This window comes from Kutzneria buriramensis (assembly GCF_003387475.1).
GTDB lineage: Bacteria > Actinomycetota > Actinomycetes > Mycobacteriales > Pseudonocardiaceae > Kutzneria > Kutzneria buriramensis.
On record NZ_QUNO01000002.1, the window covers coordinates 215,218 to 234,899 of the forward strand.

2 protein-coding genes are annotated in these 19,682 nt (G+C 71.7%); both read left to right on the top strand.

Annotated features, from left to right (window positions below; genetic code table 11):
- Positions 1–20 precede the first annotated feature (20 nt).
- Positions 21–4,703: a type I polyketide synthase gene (locus BCF44_RS05825; RefSeq protein WP_116173076.1), complete on the top strand. Its 4,683-nt coding sequence runs from the start codon at positions 21–23 to the stop codon at positions 4,701–4,703.
- Between the two features lie 38 nt (positions 4,704–4,741).
- Complete coding sequence (locus BCF44_RS05830) at positions 4,742–19,573, top strand: type I polyketide synthase (protein WP_116173077.1); 14,832 nt, start codon at positions 4,742–4,744, stop codon at positions 19,571–19,573.
- Positions 19,574–19,682 lie beyond the last annotated feature (109 nt).

Sequence of the window (19,682 nt, forward strand, 5' to 3'; positions counted from 1 at the left end):
GGAGATGATGGGCTGACTTGATGAGCAACGACGACAAGCTCCGCGACTACCTCAAGCGCGCCACGACGGAACTCCAGCAGGTGCGGCGCCAGCTCCGCGAGGTCGAGTCCAGGCAGCGCGAGCCGATCGCCATCGTGGCCATGAGCTGCCGATACCCCGGCGACGTGACGACGCCGGAGGGCCTGTGGGACCTGGTCGCGCGCGGCGGCGACGGCATCAGCATGCTGCCCACCAACCGCGGCTGGGACGTCGAGAACCTCTACGACCCGGAACCGGGCACGCCGAACAAGACGTACTCGCGCGAGGGCGGCTTCCTGCACGACGCCGGCGAGTTCGACGCGGACTTCTTCCGGATCAGCCCGAAGGAGGCCAAGGAGACCGACCCGCAGCAGCGGCTGCTGCTGGAGCTGGTGTGGGAGGCGTTGGAGCGCGGCGGCATCGACCCGACGACGCTGAAGGGCAGCCGCACCGGCGTGTTCGCCGGCATCGCCTACCACGATTACTGGCCGGGCAGCGGCGTCGGCAGCCTCGCCAGCGTCGCCTCCGGGCGGGTGTCGTACGTGCTGGGCCTGGAGGGACCGGCCGTCACCGTCGACACGGCGTGTTCGTCGTCGCTGGTCGCGCTGCACTGGGCGATGCAGGCCCTGCGTAACGGGGAATGCGAGCTGGCGCTGGCCGGCGGCGTGACCGTGATGGCGACCCCCGACTCGTTCGTCGGCTTCAGCGAACAGCGCGGCCTCGCGCGCAATGGCCGCTGCAAGTCGTTCGCCAAGGCCGCGGACGGCACCGGCTGGGGCGAGGGCATCGGAATGCTGTTGGTGGAGCGGCTTTCCGACGCGCAGCGCAACGGCCACCCGATCCTCGCCGTGGTGCGGGGAAGCGCGGTCAACCAGGACGGCGCGTCGAACGGCCTGTCCGCCCCGAACGGGCCCTCGCAGCGGCGGGTGATCGAGGCGGCGCTGGCGTCCGCGCAGCTCTCCGCCGACCAGGTCGACGTCGTCGAGGCGCACGGCACCGGCACGACGCTGGGCGATCCCATCGAGGCGCAGGCGTTGCTCGCCACGTACGGCAAGGACCGCGGGCGGCCGCTGTGGCTGGGGTCGATCAAGTCCAACATCGGTCACGCCCAGGCGGCGGCCGGCGTCAGCGGCATCATCAAGATGGTCATGGCGATGCGCAACGGCGTGCTGCCGAAGCTGCTGCACCTGGACGAGCCGACGCCGCAGGTCGACTGGACCGCCGGCAACATCTCGCTGCTGGCCGAGGCGCAGCCGTGGCCGGAGACCGGCGAACCCCGCCGCGCCGGGATCTCCTCCTTCGGACTCAGCGGCACCAACGCGCACGTGATCATCGAGGAGGCGCCGCCGGTCGAGGCGGCGGCGCGGGAGATCGAGCGGCGGGTGCTGCCGTGGGTGATCTCCGGCCGCACCGCGCAGGCGTTGCGGGACCAGGCTTCGAAGCTGTCCGCCGTGGACGGTGAACCCCTGGACGTGGCGTTTTCGCTGGCCACCGGGCGTACCGCGTTCGACCAGCGGGCGGCGGTCGTCGGCGTCGAGCACGAGGACTTCGTCCGCGGCCTGCAAGCCATCGCCGACGGCACCCCGGGCGCGGGAGTGGTGACCGGCTCCGCCCTCGCCGGCAAGACTGCCTTTCTGTTCACCGGTCAGGGGTCGCAGCGCATCGGGATGGGCCGCGACCTGCACGCCCTGTTCCCGGTGTTCGCCGCGGCCTGGGATGCGGCACTTGATCCCGAACTGGCTGCGGTCGTTTGGGGCGAGGATCAGGACGCGCTGAACCGGACCGGCGCCACCCAGCCGGCGCTGTTCGCCTTCGAGGTGGCGATGAGCCGGCTGCTGGAGTCCTGGGGCGTGCGGCCCGACTTCGTCGCCGGCCACTCGGTCGGCGAGATCGCCGCCGCGCACATCGCCGGGGTCCTCTCGCTCGAGGACGCTCGGACGCTGGTCACCGCGCGGGGTCGGCTGATGCAGGCGCTGCCGGCCGGCGGCGCGATGGTGGCGTTGCAGGCCAGCGAGGACGAGGTCACGCTCGTCGACGGCGTCGGCATCGCGGCGGTGAACGGCCCGCAGGCCGTGGTGATCTCCGGTGTCGAGGACGCGGTGCTGGCGATTCAGGCGGAGTTCGAGGCGCGGGGCCGGAAGACCAGCCGGCTGAAGGTGTCGCACGCGTTCCACTCTCCGCTGATGGAGCCGATGCTGGACGAGTTCCGCGCGGTGGTCGGAAAGCTGACGTTCGGCGAGCCGAAGCTGGGTTGCGTCGGGGAGTGGACGTCGCCGGAGTACTGGGTCGACCACGTGCGCGCGGCGGTCCGTTTCGCGGACGCGGTGACCACTCTGAACGCTCAGGGCGTGACCAAGTTCGTCGAGGTCGGGCCGGACGGCGTGCTCACCGGCATGGGCGCGAACTGCGTCGAGGGCGCGGCCTTCGTCGCCACCCAGCGGCGCGACCGCGACCAGGAGCGCGAGCTGGTCACCGGCCTGGCGCAAGCGTTTGCCAACGGCGTCCACGTCGACTGGAACCGGTTCTACGAGGGCCGCGAGGCGCGCCGCGTGGACCTGCCGACCTACGCCTTCCAGCACAAGTTCTACTGGCGGGACAAGGAGGCCCCGGTCGCCAGCGCGGACCCGATCGACGCCGCGTTCTGGGACGCCGTCGAGCGCGAGGACCTCGCCGACCTGGCCGACCGGCTGGAGCTCCAGGAGGGCCTGCTCGGCGAGGTGCTGCCGGCGATGTCGGCGTGGCGCAAGCAGTACCGCGACCAGTCCATGGTGGACTCCTGGCGGTACAAGGTGAGCTGGCTGCCGGTCGAGGACGTGCAGGCCGAATCCCTGCTGGGCACCTGGCTCGTCGTGGTGCCGAAGGGCTTCAAGGACCACGAGCTGGTCAAGGCCGTCGCTGCCGCGACCGAGGTCGAGGTCCTGGAGTTCGCCGACGCCGACCGCGCCGCCCTCACCGCGCAGCTCGGCAGCCACGCCCCGGCCGGCGTGTTGTCCCTGCTGGCGCTGGACGACACCCCGCACCCGCTGCATCCCGCGATGTCCACCGGCGGCGCCGCGACCGTCGCCCTCGCCCAGGCGTTGGCCGACGCGGGCGTCACCGGGAAGCTCTGGTGTGTCACCAACGGCGGCGTCGCCGTCGCCGACAACGCCGAGCTGACCAGCGCGTATCAGGGTTCGCTGTGGGGCCTGGGCATCGTCCTGTCGATGGACCACCCCGACACGTGGGGCGGCATGATCGACCTGGCCGGCGCTGACGAGACGACCGTGCGCCGGCTGCTCGGCGCGCTCTCGGGAATCGACGGCGAGGACCAGATCGCCATCCGTGTCAACGGACGCTTCGCACGCCGGCTGGTTCGCGCCGGCCTCAACGGTGCCGCGCCGAAGCGGTCGTGGAAACCGCGCGGCACCACGCTGATCACCGGCGGCACCGGCGGACTCGGCGCGCACGTCGCCCGCTGGCTCGCCGGCAACGGCGCGGAACACCTCGTCCTCACGAGCCGTCGCGGCAGCGCCGCCGCCGGCGCGGCGGAACTCGAGGCGGAGCTGAAGGAGCTCGGCGCCGAGGTCACCGTCGCCGCCTGCGATGTCGCCGACCGCTCGTCGCTGAAGGAACTCCTCGACGGCCTGCCGAACCTGACCTCCGTCGTGCACGCGGCCGGCGTATCACAACGCATTGCGCCGGTGGAGGAGGTCACGCTCGACGAGTTCGCCGAGGTCGGGCGGGCCAAGGTGCTCGGCGCGATGCACCTGGACGAGCTCCTGGGCGACCGCGAGCTCGACGCGTTCGTGCTGTTCTCGTCCGGCGCGGCGGTGTGGGGCAGCACCGGCCAGTCCGGCTACGGCACGGCCAACGCCCACCTCGACGCCCTCGCCCACCGGCGCCTGGCGCAGGGCCGCACCGCCACCTCGATCGCCTGGAGCTCCTGGGAAAGCGGCATGGTCGACGAGGAGCTGAGCGCCCTGATGCGGCGGATCGGCGCGCCCGCGATGCCGCCGAAGCTGGCGATCAACGCCATGCGGCAAGCCCTCGACAACGCCGACACGCACCTCGTCGTCGCCGACTTCGACTGGGCGAAGTTCGTGCCCACCTTCACCATGGCCCGCCCGCGGCCGCTGCTCGACGCGCTGCCGGAGGTCCGCGAGATCCTCGACGGCGGCGACGACAGCCAGGGCGAGTCGGCGTTCGCGGCCAAGCTGGCGGGAATGTCCGATGTGGAGCGTGGTCGGGCGGTGCTGGACCTGGTGCGCGGCCACGTCGCCGCCGTGCTCGGTTACGACGATCCGGCCTCGCTCGACCCGAGCCGTCCGTTCGAGGGCCTCGGCTTCGACTCGGTCAGCGCGGTCGACCTGCGCAATCGTCTCGGCACGGCAACGGGTCTGAAGCTGCCGTCCACTCTGGTCTTCGAGTACACGTCCACGTCCGCGCTGGCCGACCACCTCAAGTCGCTGCTGGGCGAGAGCGACGGCGGCGTGCTGCCGGTGCTGGCCGACCTGGACCGGCTGGAGGAGACCGTGCTCGCGCTGCCGGCCGAGGAGATCGAGCGCAACCGGATCACCGCGCGGCTCCAGACGCTGATCGGCCGGCTCGGCGAGCTGCTGGGCGACGGCAGAGAGGGCGTCGCCCTGGAGGACGCCAGCGCCGACGACGTTTTCGACTTCATCGACAAGGAACTCGGTCTTGCCTGATCGGGCGGCTACCCACTTGAAGGACGCGTGAGGCTGGGATGGGCAACGACGAGAAACTCCTCGACTACCTCAAGAAGGTGACCGCGGAGCTCCAGCAGACCCGCAGGCGACTGCACGAGGTGGAGACCGAGGAGCAGGACCCGATCGCCATCGTCGCGATGAGCTGCCGGTACCCCGGCGGGGTGTCCTCGCCGGAGGAGCTGTGGCGGCTCGTCGCGGACGGCGTGGACGCGATCACGCCGTTCCCGACCGACCGCGGCTGGAACCTGGACGAGCTCTCCGGCGGCGACGCGACCGGCACCAGCTACGTCAGCAGCGGCGGCTTCGTGCACGACGCCGGCGACTTCGACCCGGGCTTCTTCGGCATCTCGCCGCGCGAGGCGCTGGCGATGGACCCGCAGCAGCGGCTGATGTTGCAGGTCTCGTGGGAGGCGTTCGAACGCGCCGGCATCAACCCGCAGGCCGTGCGCGGCGAGCCGGTGGCGGTGTTCGCCGGCTCGGGTGTGCAGGACTACGAGTACGTGTTGGCGAACCAGCCCGAGGTCGCCGAGGCGTACATGACCACCGCCAACGCCGCCGCGGTGATCTCCGGCCGCATCTCGTACACGCTGGGCCTGGAGGGGCCGTCGGTCACCGTCGACACCGCGTGTTCCTCGTCGCTGGTGGCGCTGCATCTCGCGGCGCAGGCCCTTCGCAAGCGCGAGTGCACGCTCGCGCTGGCCGGCGGCGTGATGGTGATGGCCACACCCGGCCCGTTCATCGCGTTCAGCAAGCAGAAGGGCCTTGCCACCGACGGCCGGTGCCGCGCCTTCTCCGACGACGCCGCCGGCACCGGCTGGTCCGAAGGCGCCGGCATGTTGCTGCTGGAGCGCCTTTCCGACGCTCAGCGCAACGGACATCCCGTGCTGGCGGTGGTCCGCGGCACCGCGATCAACCAGGACGGCGCGTCGAACGGCCTCACCGCGCCCAACGGCCTGGCCCAGCAGCGGGTGATCCGCCAGGCGCTGGCCGACGCGCAGGTCTCGGCGTCGCAGATCGACCTCGTCGAGGGACACGGAACCGGCACCACCCTCGGCGATCCCATTGAGGCGCAGGCACTTCTCGCCACGTACGGCCAGGGCCGGCCGGAGGATCGCCCGCTGTGGCTGGGGTCGATCAAGTCCAACATCGGCCACGCCCAGGCGGCCGCCGGTGTTTCCGGCATCATCAAGATGGTCATGGCGATGCGCCACGGCGTGCTGCCCAAGACGCTGCATGCCGAGAACCCGTCCACGCACGTCGACTGGACCGCCGGCAACGTGAAGCTGCTGACGGAGTCCCGGGAGTGGCCGGCTTCCGACCAACCGCGCCGGGCCGGCATCTCGTCCTTCGGCCTCAGCGGCACCAACGCCCACATCATCGTCGAGGAGCCGCCGGCAGTCACCGAGGAGTCCGCCGAGGTCACGCCGTGGCCGGCGGGCGTGCCGCTGCCGCTGCTGGTCTCCGGTCGCAGCGCCGAGGCGCTGGTGGCGCAGGCGGCGCGAATGTCCAGTGTGGAGGGTGACCTCCTGGACATCGCCTACTCGCTGGCCACGTCCCGGGCGGCTCTGGAGCACCGCGCGGCGGTTGTCGCCGGCAGCAGGGAAGAGGCCGTCGAGGGCCTGACGGAGCTGGCCGTTCGTGGTGTCGCCGCCGACGTCGCGACGGCATTCCTGTTCACCGGCCAGGGTTCGCAGCGGATCGGCATGGGCCGGGAGCTGCACAAGGCGTTCCCGGTGTTCGCGCAGGCCTGGGATGCGGCGATCGATCCCGCTGTGGCCGCCGTCGTCTGGGGCGACGACCAGGAGGTCCTCAATCAGACCGGCAACGCCCAGCCCGCCCTGTTCGCCTTCGAGGTCGCGCTGTACCGGCTCGTCGAGTCCTGGGGCCTCAAGCCCGACTTCGTCGCCGGGCACTCGGTCGGCGAGATCGCGGCGGCGCATGTCGCCGGCGTGCTCTCCCTTGACGACGCCCGGAAGCTGGTCTCCGCTCGGGGCCGCCTGATGCAGGCGCTGCCGGCCGGCGGCGCGATGGTGGCGTTGCAGGCGTCCGAGGACGAGATCACGGTGGTCGACGGGGTCGGCATCGCGGCGGTGAACGGTCCGCAGTCGGTGGTGATCTCCGGCGACGAGGAGGCCGTGCTCGCCATCAAGGCCGAGTTCGAGGGTCGCGGCCGCAAGACCTCGCGGCTCAAGGTGTCGCACGCGTTCCACTCGCCGCTGATGGAGCCGATGCTCGACGAGTTCCGTGGCATCGTCGCCGGCCTGAGCTTCCAGGAGCCCTCGCTGGCCGTCGTCACGACGTCGGCGGGCGGCGGGCAGTGGACCGAGCCTGAGTACTGGGTCAAGCACGTCCGCGAGGCCGTTCGCTTCGCGGACGCGATCACCGGCCTGGCCGCGCAGGGGGTGGGCCGGTTCCTGGAGATCGGCCCCGAGGGCGTGCTGACGGGCATGGCGCAGGCGCTAACCGAGAATGCGACCTTGATTCCCGCGCTGCGCAAGGGCCGCGACGAGACGTCCGCGATCATCGCGGCGGTCGGTGTCCTGTACGTGTCGGGCCTGTCCGCCGACTGGGAGGCGTTTTTCGGCGGCCACGGGGCTCGCCGGATCGACCTCCCCACCTACGCCTTCCAGAACGAGCGGTTCTGGCTGCGCGGCGACGGCGCCATCGGCGGCGACCCCGCGTCGATGGGCCTCGGCGCGGCGGACCACCCGCTGCTCAGCGCGGCCGTCACCCTCGCCGACTCGGACGGCGTGGTCCTGACCGGCCGGCTCGCCGCCGGCAACCAGGCCTGGCTGGCCGATCACGTGATCGGCACCGCGATCCTCTTCCCCGGCACCGGATTCGTCGAGCTCACGCTGCGCGCCGGCGACCAGGTCGGTTGCGACGCCGTCGAGGAGCTGACCATCGAGGCGCCGCTGATCCTGCCCGAGCGGGGCGGCGTCGCGGTGCAGGTTGTGGTCGGTGCACCGGAAGACGGCCGCCGGCCGGTGAGCGTCTACTCCCGTGGCGACGACGATCTGGCCTGGACCCGGCACGCCTCCGGCGTGCTCGGCACGGCCACGGCCTCCTTCGACCTGACCGAGTGGCCGCCGCGCGGCGCGGAGGCGATCGACGTCAGCGGCACGTACGAGGGGCTGGCCGAGGCCGGCATGAACTACGGGCCGACCTTCCGGGGCCTGCGCAACGCTTGGCGGCTCGGCGACGAGGTGTTCGCCGAGGTGGAGCTGCCCGAGGGGGCCGACGCGGAGCGGTTCGGCCTGCACCCGGCGCTGCTGGACGCGGCCCTGCACGTGGTGCCGCTGACCGGCGTCGTCGGTGATCAGGCGGCGCTGCCGTTCTCCTGGTCGGATGTGACGCTCCTGGCCGCCGGGGCCTCGTCGTTGCGGGTCAAGGTGAAACCCGTCGGCGAGGGCACGATCACCCTGCAGGCCGCGGATGCCGGTGGCGCGGCGGTCGTGTCCGTCGGATCGCTGATGCTGCGGCCGGTCGCGGTCGACCAGCTGAGCGCGTCGAAGTCCGCCGAATCCCTCTACGGTGTCTCGTGGTCGCCGATCCCGACCACGCCCGCCGACATCGCCGACGTCGAGATCTTCGAGCCGACCACCACCTCCGCCCACGACGCCGCCGTCGAGACGCTGGCGAAGCTCCAGACCAGCGAGTCCCCGGTGGTGGCCGTGGTGACGCGCGGCGACCTGGCCGGCGCGGCCGTGCGGGGGCTGGTCCGTTCGGCCCAGTCGGAGAACCCGGACCGGTACGTCCTGATCGACCTGGAGCCCGGCGTCGACGTCGGTTCCGTGCTGCCGGACGTGATCGGCTCCGGCGAGCCGCAGGTGATCGTCCGCGACGGCGTGATCCAGGGCGCGCGGCTGACCCGGGTCGGCGCGACGCCGGCGACGCCGTTCGGCGAGGGCACGGTGCTGCTGACCGGCGGCACCGGCGGCCTGGGCGTGCTGTTCGCGCGGCACCTCGTCAACGAGCACGGTGTCCGGAAGCTGCTGATCACCAGCCGTCGCGGCCTGGACGCCCCAGGCGCGCCGGAGCTCAAGGCGGAACTGGGCGACGCAGTGTCCATTGTGGCCTGTGACGTCGCCGACCGCGAGTCGCTGGCGAAGGTGATCACGCCCGACCTCAGCGCGGTGATCCACGTCGCCGGCGTGCTCGACGACGGCGTGATCTCCACGTTGACGCCGGAGCGGCTGGCGAACGTGTTCCGCCCCAAGGTGGACGCGGCGTGGAACCTGCACGAGCTGACGAAGGACTTGCCGCTCAACGCCTTCGTGCTCTTCTCCTCGGCCGCCGGTGTGATCGGCGCGCCGGGCCAGGGCAACTACGCGGCGGCCAACGCCTACCTCGACGCGCTGGCCGAGTACCGCGTCGAGCAGGGTCTACCGGCCCTGTCGCTGGCCTGGGGCCTGTGGGCCGATTCCAGCGACATGACCGACACCCTCGACGCCGCCAACAAGTCCCGCATCTCGGCCGGCGGCCTGGTGGCGCTGGGCAACGACGAGGGCCTGGAGCTGTTCGACGCCGCGCTGGGCGTGGACCGTGGCGCGGTTGCCCCCGTGCACCTCGATCTTGCCGCGCTGAAGGCCCGCGGCGACGAACTGCCGGCACTGTTCCGCACGCTGGTGCCGGCGGCGCGGCGGCGTTCGGCCGGGGCGAAGGCGGAATCCGGCTCACTGCGGCGACTGCTGGCCGCGCTGCCGGCGGAGGAGTGGGAGGGCACGCTCCTCAACCTCGTGCTGACGAGGGTCGCGGCGGTGCTGGGCTTCAGCTCCGCCAAGGCCGTCGAGCCCGAGCGGGCGTTCCGCGACCTCGGCTTCGACTCGCTGGCGGCGGTCGAGCTGCGCAACACCCTGAACACCGAGACCGGCCTGCGGCTGCCGGCGACGCTGGTGTTCGACTACCCGACGCCGATCGTGCTGGCCCGCCACCTGCTGGACGAGGTGTCCGGGAGCGGCGAGGACGTCAAGATCGTCACGCCGGTGTCGACGCCCGGCGCCGACGACCCGATCGTCATCGTGTCGATGGCCTGCCGATACCCCGGTGGGGTGTCGACCCCCGAGGAGCTGTGGCGGCTCGTCGCCGACGGCGTGGACGCGATCACGCCGTTCCCGGAGGACCGGGGCTGGGACACGGCCGCGCTGTTCGACCCGACCAGCACCCGCGCCGCCACCAGCTACACCAACCAGGGCGGCTTCCTGCACACCGCCGCCGAGTTCGACCCGGCGTTCTTCGGCATCAGCCCCAACGAGGCGCTGATGATGGACCCGCAGCAGCGGCTGCTGCTGGAGACGACGTGGGAGACGTTCGAACGGGCCGGCATCGACCCGGCGACGCTGAAGGGCAGCAACACCGGCGTGTTCGCCGGCATGATGTACCACGACTACGCCGCCAACAGCAGCACCGGCGCCATCGCCTCCGGCCGAGTGTCCTATGTGTTCGGTCTGGAGGGGCCGGCGGTCACCATCGACACCGCGTGCTCGTCGTCGCTGGTCGCCCTGCACCTGGCGATTCAGGCGCTGCGGTCGGGTGAGTGCACGCTGGCGCTGGCCGGCGGCGTGGCCGTGATGGCGACGCCCGAGCTGTTCGTCGAGTTCTCCCGGCAGCGCGGCCTGGCCCACGACGGCCGGGCGAAGTCCTTCGCCGGCGCGACCGACGGCACCAGCTGGGGCGAGGGCGTCGGCATGATGCTGGTGACCCGGCAGTCCGAGGCCGAGCGGATGGGCTACCCGATCCAGGCGATCGTGCGCGGCTCGGCCGTGAACCAGGACGGCGCCTCCAACGGCCTGACCGCCCCGAACGGCCCGTCGCAGCGGCGGGTCATCCGCCAGGCGTTGGCTTCCGCTGGGTTGACGGTGTCCGATGTGGACGCTGTGGAGGCGCACGGCACCGGCACCACCCTGGGCGACCCCATTGAGGCGCAGGCCCTGCTGGCGACCTATGGCCAGGATCGGGACGAGCCCCTGTGGCTGGGGTCGATCAAGTCGAACATGGGCCACACGCAGGCGGCGGCCGGTGTCGCCGGGATCATCAAGATGGTCATGGCGATGCGGCACGGCATCCTGCCGCAGACCCTGCACGTCGACGAGCCGACCCCGCACGTGGACTGGTCGGCCGGGAATGTCCAGCTGGTGACCGAGTCGCGGCCGTGGCCGGCGGTGGATCGCCCGCGCCGGGCGGGCGTCTCGTCGTTCGGCATCTCCGGCACCAACTCGCACGTGATCATCGAACAGGCGCCGGTGGCGGCGGCCGCCGAGCGAGTGTCGTCGGAACGGATCGTGCCGGTGATCGTCTCCGGCAAGACGCCCGAGGCGCTGGAGGCCCAGGCTTCGCAACTGTCCGCGGTGGACGCTTCGCCGCTGGATATGGCATACACAATGCTGACGGACCGGGTGGCGTTCGAGCACCGGGCCGTCGCGCTGAGCGACTCGGCCGCCACCGACCTGGAGGCGATCGCCGCAGGTCGGAGCCGGTCCGTGGCGCGGGCGACGGGTGCGACCGCGTTCCTGTTCACCGGTCAGGGTTCGCAGCGGGTCGGCATGGGCCGGGAGCTGCACGAGAAGTTCCCCGTGTTCGCGGCAGCCTGGGACGAGGTGATGGCCGAGATCGAGGCGGCCGCCTCCGTCCTGCGGTCCGTTGTCTGGGGCTCCGACCAGGACCTCCTCAACCGGACCGAGAGTGCCCAGCCGGCGTTGTTCGCGCTGGAAGTGGCTTTGTACCGCCTGCTGGAGTCCTGGGGCGTGCGGCCCGACTTCGTGGCCGGCCACTCGGTCGGCGAGATCGCCGCCGCCCACGCCGCCGGTGTCTTCTCGCTGGCGGATGCCGCCAAGCTGGTCGCCACCCGTGGTCGGCTGATGCAGGCTCTGCCGGCCGGCGGCGCGATGGTGGCTCTGCAAGCCACCGAGGACGAGGTCACGCTGGTCGACGGCGTTGGCATTGCTGCGGTGAATGGTCCGCAGTCGGTGGTGATTTCCGGCGTCGAGGCCGCTGTCCTGGCGATCCAGGCGGAGTTCGAGGCCAAGGGCCGGAAGACCACGCGGTTGAAGGTGTCGCACGCTTTCCACTCGCCGCTGATGGACCCCATGCTGGACGAGTTCCGGAGCATCGTCGCCGGTCTGACCTTCAGCGAGCCTTCGCTGGCCGTGGTCACGACGTCGGCCGGCGGCGGGCAGTGGACCGAGCCGGAGTACTGGGTCGACCACGTCCGGGCGGCGGTCCGGTTCGCGGACGCGGTGACCACGCTGCACGAGCAGGGCGTCACGCGGTTCGTGGAGATCGGGCCGGACGCGGTGCTGACCGGGATGGGCGCGAACTGCCTGGACGGCGTGGCGTTCGTCGCCACTCAGCGGCGGGACCGCGGCCAGGAGCGCGAGCTGGTTTCCGGGGTGGCGCAAGCGTTTGCCAACGGCGTCCCCGTCAACTGGGCGAAGTTCTTCGAGGGCACCGGTGCTCGGCGGGTCGAGCTGCCGACCTACCCGTTCCAGCACGAGACGTTCTGGATCAGCACCACCAACTACATGAAGGAGGCCTGGGCCGGCGCGGCCGCCGGGCTGGGCGACGTGCTGTCGGCCGGCCTCGACCCGGCGGAGCACCCGCTGCTCGGCGCGGTCCTCGGCTCACCCGAGTCCGACGGCCTCGTGTTCACCGGCCGGCTGGCGATCGGATCCCAGTCCTGGCTTGGTGATCACGCCGTCGGCGACACGATCCTGTTCCCCGGCACCGGAATCGTCGAGCTCGTGCTGCGGGCCGCCGACCAGGTCGGCTGCGACGTCATCGAGGACCTCACCCTGGAGGCCCCGCTCGTCCTGCCCACGCAGGGCGGCGTCGCGCTCCAGCTGATCGTCAGGGACGGCCAGGTCACCGTGTACTCGCGCGGCGACAACGACGAGTCCTGGACCAGGCACGCCACCGCCGCGGTCGGCAAGGCCCCGGTGCCGGCGTTCGACCTGACGGCCTGGCCGCCGGCCGGCGCGGAGCCCATCGACCTCGACGGCCTCTACGACAACCTCGCCGGCGCGGGCCTGGTCTACGGCCCCACCTTCCAGGGCCTGCACAACGCCTGGCGCGTCGGCAACGAGGTGTTCGCCGAGGTCGCGCTGCCCGCCGGCGCCGATGTCGACGGCTACGGCGTCCACCCGGCGCTGCTCGACTCCGCCCTGCACGCCATCGGCCTCACGGGCATCGTCGGCGAGCAGGCGGTGCTGCCCTTCGCCTGGGCCGGCGTCGCCCTGCACGCCACCGGTGCGTCCGCGCTCCGCGTGCGCGTCAAGCCCACCGGCGACGGCGTCGTCAGCCTGCAAGCCGCGGATCCGGCCGGCGGCGCGGTCGTGTCGGTGAGCTCCCTGATGCTGCGGCCCGTCGCGGTCGAGCAGGTCGGTGCCCGCCGCACCGGCGATTCGCTGTTCGGCCTGACGTGGACGCCGATCACCGCGAGCCCGGCTGACACCGCCGGATGGGAGGTGTTCGAACCGACTGGTGATGTGCGTGAGGCGACGTACACGACGCTGGCCGAACTCCAGAAGGAATCGCAGCTGGTCGTGGTGACCCGGGGCGGCCTTTCCGGTTCCGCCGTCTCCGGTCTTGTCCGTTCCGCCTGGTCGGAGAACCCCGGCTCGGTCGTTCTCGTCGACCTTGAGCCCGGTGCCTCCCTCGACCGGCTGCCCGAGATCATCGGCTCCGGCGAGCCGCAGGTACGGGTGCGCGGCGGCGAGATCCAGGCCGCCCGGCTGGCCCGGGTCCCGCTGCCCGAGTCGACAAATCCCTTTGACGGCAAGGTGCTCATCACCGGCGGCACAGGAGGCCTTGGCGCGAAGCTGGCCCGGCACCTGGTGGCCGACCACGGCGTCACCGACCTGGTGCTGACCAGCCGGCGCGGCCTGGACGCCCCCGGCGCCAGGGAACTCCAGGAGGAGCTCGGAGCGACGATCGTCGCCTGCGACGCCGCCGACCGGGAATCGCTGGCCAAGGTGATCACGGACGACCTTCGCGCCGTGATCCACGTCGCCGGCGTCCTGGACGACGGCGTGATCTCCGCGCTGACGCCGGAGCGTCTGGACAAGGTGTTCCGCCCCAAGGTGGACGCGGCATGGAACCTGCACGAGCTGACGAAGGACTTGCCGCTCGACGCCTTCATCCTCTTCTCCTCGGCCGGCGGTGTGATGGGCGCGCCGGGCCAGGGCAACTACGCGGCGGCCAACGCCTACCTCGACGCCCTGGCGGCGCATCGGCGCAGCGAGGGCCTGCCCGGCCTTTCGCTGGCGTGGGGCCTCTGGGACGACGGCATGGGCGACCACGTTGACACGGGCCGCATGCAGCGGACCGGCGTGCTCGGCCTGTCGGCGGACGAGGGGCTGGCGCTGTTCGACGCCGTCGCCGGCAGCGACGCCGACGCGCTCGTGCCGATCCGCCTGGACATCCGGGCGCTGAACGCGGCCGGCGCCGACCGCCTGCCGCCGGTGCTGCACGGCCTCGTCCGGGCCAGCCGCCGCGTCGCCGGCGGAGCCGCCGCAAACGGCGCGCTCCAGCAGCGGATCGCCGGCGTGCCGGCGGAGGAGCGGCTGACCGCGGTGCTCGACGTGATCCGGCGCGAGGCGGCCGCGGTGCTCGGCCACGCCGGGCCGGAGGCGATCGAGCCGGAGAAGGCATTCAACGAGCTCGGGTTCGACTCGCTGTCCTCCGTGGAGTTCCGCAACGCGCTGAGCGAGGAGGCGGGCATCCGCCTGCCGGCGACGATGGTGTTCGACTATCCGACACCGCTGGCCCTGGCCCAGTACCTGCTGGGCGAGGTGCTCGGCGGCGACGGGCCGGGCGCGAGGATTGTCGCCACCACCTCCACGTCGGACGAGCCGATCGCCATCGTCGGCATGGCCTGCCGATACCCCGGTGGGGTGAAGTCGCCGGAAGATCTGTGGCGGCTGGTCGCCGACGGCGTGGACGCGATCTCGGAGTTCCCGACCGACCGCGGCTGGGACACCGAGCGGATCTACGACCCGAGCGGCGAGCGCCCCAACACGACCTACACCCGCGAGGGCGGTTTCCTGCACCAAGCGGCCGAGTTCGACCCGGCGTTCTTCGGCATCAGCCCCAACGAGGCGCTGATCATGGATCCGCAGCAGCGGCTGCTGCTGGAGACCGCGTGGGAGACGTTCGAGCGGGCCGGCATCGACCCGGCGACGCTGAAGGGCAGCAACACCGGCGTGTTCGCCGGCATGATGTACCACGACTACGCGACCAACAACAACACCGGATCCATTGCTTCCGGCCGGGTTTCGTACGTGTTCGGGCTGGAGGGCCCGGCGGTCACCGTTGACACCGCGTGCTCGTCGTCGCTGGTGGCGCTGCACTGGGCGATCCAGGCCCTGCGCACCGGCGAGTGCTCGCTGGCGCTGGCCGGCGGCGTGACCGTGATGGCGACGCCGGAGACGTTCGTGGAATTCAGCAGGCAGCGCGGGCTTTCGCCGGACGGCCGGTGCAAGTCCTTCGCCGGTCGGACGGATGGCACCGGCTGGGGCGAGGGCGTCGGCTTGCTGTTGGTGGAGCGGCTTTCGGACGCAGTCCGAAATGGACACGAGGTGCTGGCGGTCGTCCGGGGCTCCGCGATCAACCAGGATGGTGCGTCGAACGGCCTCACCGCACCGAATGGTCCCGCGCAGCAGCGGGTCATCCGGCAGGCGCTGGCCAATGCCGGCCTGGAGACGTCCGATGTGGACACTGTGGAGGCGCACGGCACCGGCACCACCCTGGGCGACCCCATTGAGGCGCAGGCCCTGCTGGCGACATATGGCCAGGATCGGGACGAGCCCCTGTGGCTGGGGTCGATCAAGTCGAACATGGGCCACACGCAGGCCGCCGCCGGTGTCGCCGGGATCATCAAGATGGTCATGGCCATGCGCAATGGCGTGCTGCCCAAGACCCTGCACGTCGACGAGCCGACCCCGCACGTGGACTGGACCGCCGGCAGCGTCGAGCTGCTGACCGAGTCCCGGCCCTGGCCTTCAGTGGATCGGCCGCGCCGGGCGGGGGTCTCGTCGTTCGGCATCTCCGGCACCAACGCCCACGTGATCATCGAGCAGGCGCCCGTCGGCTCGGAACCCGAGCGGGAGATCGCGCCGAGGGTTCTGCCGTGGGTGATCTCCGGCAAGACCCGGGAGGCGTTGCGCGCGCAGGCAAGCAACCTCCTGACCAGGGTCGACGACCTCGAACCGCTGGACGTCGCCCACTCGCTGACCAGCACCCGGGCCGCCTTCGAGCACCGGGGCGTGGTGGTCGCCGACCACCGTGACGACCTGGTCCGGGGCCTGATCGCCCTGTCCTCGGGGACGTCCGGCGCGGGCGTCGTCACGGGGACCGCGACCAGCGGCAAGACGGCGTTCCTGTTCACCGGTCAGGGGTCGCAGCGGATCGGCATGGGCCGGGAGCTGCACGAGAAGTTCCCGGTGTTCGCGGCGGCCTGGGATGCGGCGATCGACTCGGATGTCGTGTGGGGTGACGACCAGGAGGCTCTGAACCAGACCGGCAATGCTCAGCCCGCGCTGTTCGCGTTCGAGGTGGCGCTCTATCGACTTCTCGAGTCGTGGGGCGTGAGGCCGGACTTCGTCGCCGGTCACTCGGTCGGCGAGATCGCCGCGGCGCACGTGGCCGGTGTTCTGTCGCTGGAGGATGCGAAGGCGCTGGTCAGTGCGCGTGGTCGGCTGATGCAGGCGCTGCCGACCGGCGGTGCGATGGTGGCATTGCAAGCCTCCGAGGAAGAAGTGACTCTCCGGGATGGTGTAGGTATTGCCGCGGTCAACGGGCCGCAGTCGGTGGTGATCTCCGGCGACGAGGAGGCCGTGCTCGCCATCAAGGCCGACTTCGACGCTCGCGCCCGGAAGACAAGCCGCTTGAAGGTCTCGCACGCGTTCCACTCGCCGCTGATGGAGCCGATGCTCGAGGAGTTCCGCGACGTCGTCGCCGGTCTGGGCTTCAGCGAGCCCAGAATTCCGGTGGTGACCACCTCGGCCGGCGGTGGCCAGTGGCACGAGCCGGAGTACTGGGTCGACCACGTCCGGGAGGCTGTGCGGTTCGCGGACGCGATCACCAGCCTCAACGCCCAGGGCGTGACCAAGTTCGTCGAGGTCGGCCCGGACGGTGTGCTGACCGGCATGGGCGCGGCCTGCGTGGACGGCACGTTCGTCGCCACGCAGCGGCGGGAGCGGCCGCAGGAGCAGGAGCTCGTCGCCGGCATTGCGCAGGCCTACGCCAGCGGCGTCGCCGTCGACTGGACCAGGTTCTTCACCGGCGCCCGCAAGGTCGATCTGCCGACGTACGCCTTCCAGCACCAGCGGTTCTGGCTGCGCGCAGACCAGCTCAGCGGCGGCGGCGACGCGGCGTCGATGGGCCTGACCACCGCCGATCACCCGCTGCTCGGCGCGGCGGTTCCGCTCGCCGGCTCCGACGGCGTGGTGTTCACCGGCCGGCTGTCGCCGAACACCGTGCCGTGGCTGGCCGATCACGTCGTCGGCGGCTCGATCTTCTTCCCCGGCAGCGGATTCGTCGAGCTGGCGGTCCGCGCCGGCGACCACGTCGGCTGTGACGTCGTCGAGGACCTGACCCTGGAGGCGCCGCTCGTGCTGCCGGAACGCGGCAGCGTGGCGATCCAGGTCGTGGTCGACGAGAACAAGGCCATCGGCATCTACTCGCGTGTCGACGACGACGAACCGTGGACCCGGCACGCCACCGGCCGACTCGGCGCCGGTGCACCGGCCGCCGGCACGGTCGAATGGCCGCCGGCCGACGCCGAGCCCATCGGCCTCGACGGCCTGTACGACAACCTCGCCGACGCCGGTCTCGCTTACGGCCCGGTGTTCCAGGGGTTGCAGACCGCGTTCAAGCGTGGCGACGAGGTGTTCGCCGAGGTCACGCTGCCCGACGACGTCGAGATCGACGGCTACGGCCTGCACCCGGCGCTGCTCGACGCCGCCCTGCACGCGATCAGCCTCACCGGCGTGACCGGCGACCAGGCCGCGCTGCCGTTCGCCTGGGGTGGTGTCGCACTGCATGCCACCGGCGCGAAGGCCTTGCGCCTCAGGGTGAAGCCCGTCGGCGAGGGCACGGTCGAGCTGCACGCCGTCGACCCCGCCGGCGGTGCCGTCGCCACCGTGACCACGCTTGCGCTGCGGGCCGTTGCCATGGATCAGCTGACGTCCAGCCGTGCCAACGATTCGCTGTTCGGGCTGACGTGGACGCCGATCACCGCGAGCCCGGCGGACACCGCCGGCTGGGAGGTGTTCGAGCCGACCGGTGATGTGCGTGAGGCGACCTACGCGACGCTGGCCGAGCTGCAGAGGGAAACTCAGCTGGTGGTGGTGACTCGCGGCGGCCTTTCCGGTTCCGCTGTCACGGGTCTGGTCCGTTCGGCCTGGTCCGAGAGCCCCGGCCGGGTCGTCCTGGTCGACCTCGAGCCCGGTGCCCCGATGGACGGGCTCGCCGAGATCATCGGCTCGGGCGAGCCGCAGGTCCGGGTGCGCGGAGGCGAGATCCAGGCGGCCAGGATCACGCGCGTCGCGATGCCGGAGCCGCAGAATCCCTTCACCGGCAAGGTGTTGCTGACCGGCGGCACCGGTGGTCTCGGCGCGAAGCTGGCCCGGCACCTGGTGGCCAACCACGGCGTCACGGATCTGGTGCTGACCAGCCGCCGCGGCGCAAAGGCCCCCGGGGCCAAGGACCTGCAGAAGGAGTTGGAGGCGCTCGGCGCCAAGGTGACGATCGCCGCCGCCGACGCGTCCGACAAGAAGTCCCTGAAGAAGGTGATCAGCAAGGACCTCAAGGCGGTCATCCACGCGGCCGGTGTTCTGGACGACGGCGTGATCTCGGCGCTGACGCCGGAGCGTCTGGACAAGGTGTTCCGTCCCAAGGTCGACGCCGCATGGAACCTGCACGAGCTGACCAAGGACCTGGCCCTGGATGCGTTTGTGCTGTTCTCCTCGGCTGCCGGCACGTTGGGCACGCCGGGTCAGGGCAACTACGCCGCCGCCAACGCATTCCTCGATGGCCTCGCCGAACTTCGCCACAGCGAAGGACTGCCGGCGGTGTCGCTGGCGTGGGGCCTCTGGGACGACGGCATGGGCGGCGATCACGCGGACACCGCCCGCATGCAGAAGTCCGGCGTCCTGGGCCTCAGCACCGAGGAAGGCCTGGCGCTGTTCGACGCGGTCGCAGGCAGCGAAACCCCCAACCTGATGCCGATCCGCATCGACGTCCGGGCGCTCAACGCCGCGGGTGTCGACCGGCTGCCGCCCGTGTTCCACGGCCTGGTCCGGCCCACCCGCCGGGCGGCCGGCGGCGCGGCGGCGGGGTCGTTGCGGGACAAGCTGATCGGACTCCCGATCGAGGATCGTGCCAGCACCGTCCTGGATATGGTGCGTCGGGAAGCCGCCGCCGTGCTCGGCCACGCCGGGCCGGAGGCGATCGAACCGGAGCGTGCCTTCAGCGAACTGGGCTTCGACTCGCTGTCGGCGGTGGAGTTCCGCAACCAGGTCAACACGGTGACCGGACTGAAGCTGCCGGCCACGCTGATCTTCGACTACCCCAGCTCGCAGGCGCTGGCCGAGCACCTGCTCGACGAGCTGGCGCCGACCGTCACCGACGGCGGCGGGGAGGACGAGATCCGGCGGGCGCTCCAGTCCATCCCGCTGGCCCGGCTACGGGACTCCGGGCTGATGGACAGCCTGCTCGAACTCGCCGGCGTGCGGGTCGAGAAGGCCGTGGTCGAGGCCGAGGAGACGGAGTCGATCGACGACATGGACACCGACAGCCTGATCTCGATGGCGCTCGGCGATCTGGACCTCGACGGCGCGATGGAGGCGTGAGGGCGGATGGCCGAGCGGGCGGGAGAGGGCGGTCGCCGTGGACCTGGACGACGCGATGCGGGAGGCATGAGGCGGATGGCGGAGTCCGAGGGGAAGCAGCGCGGTGCGG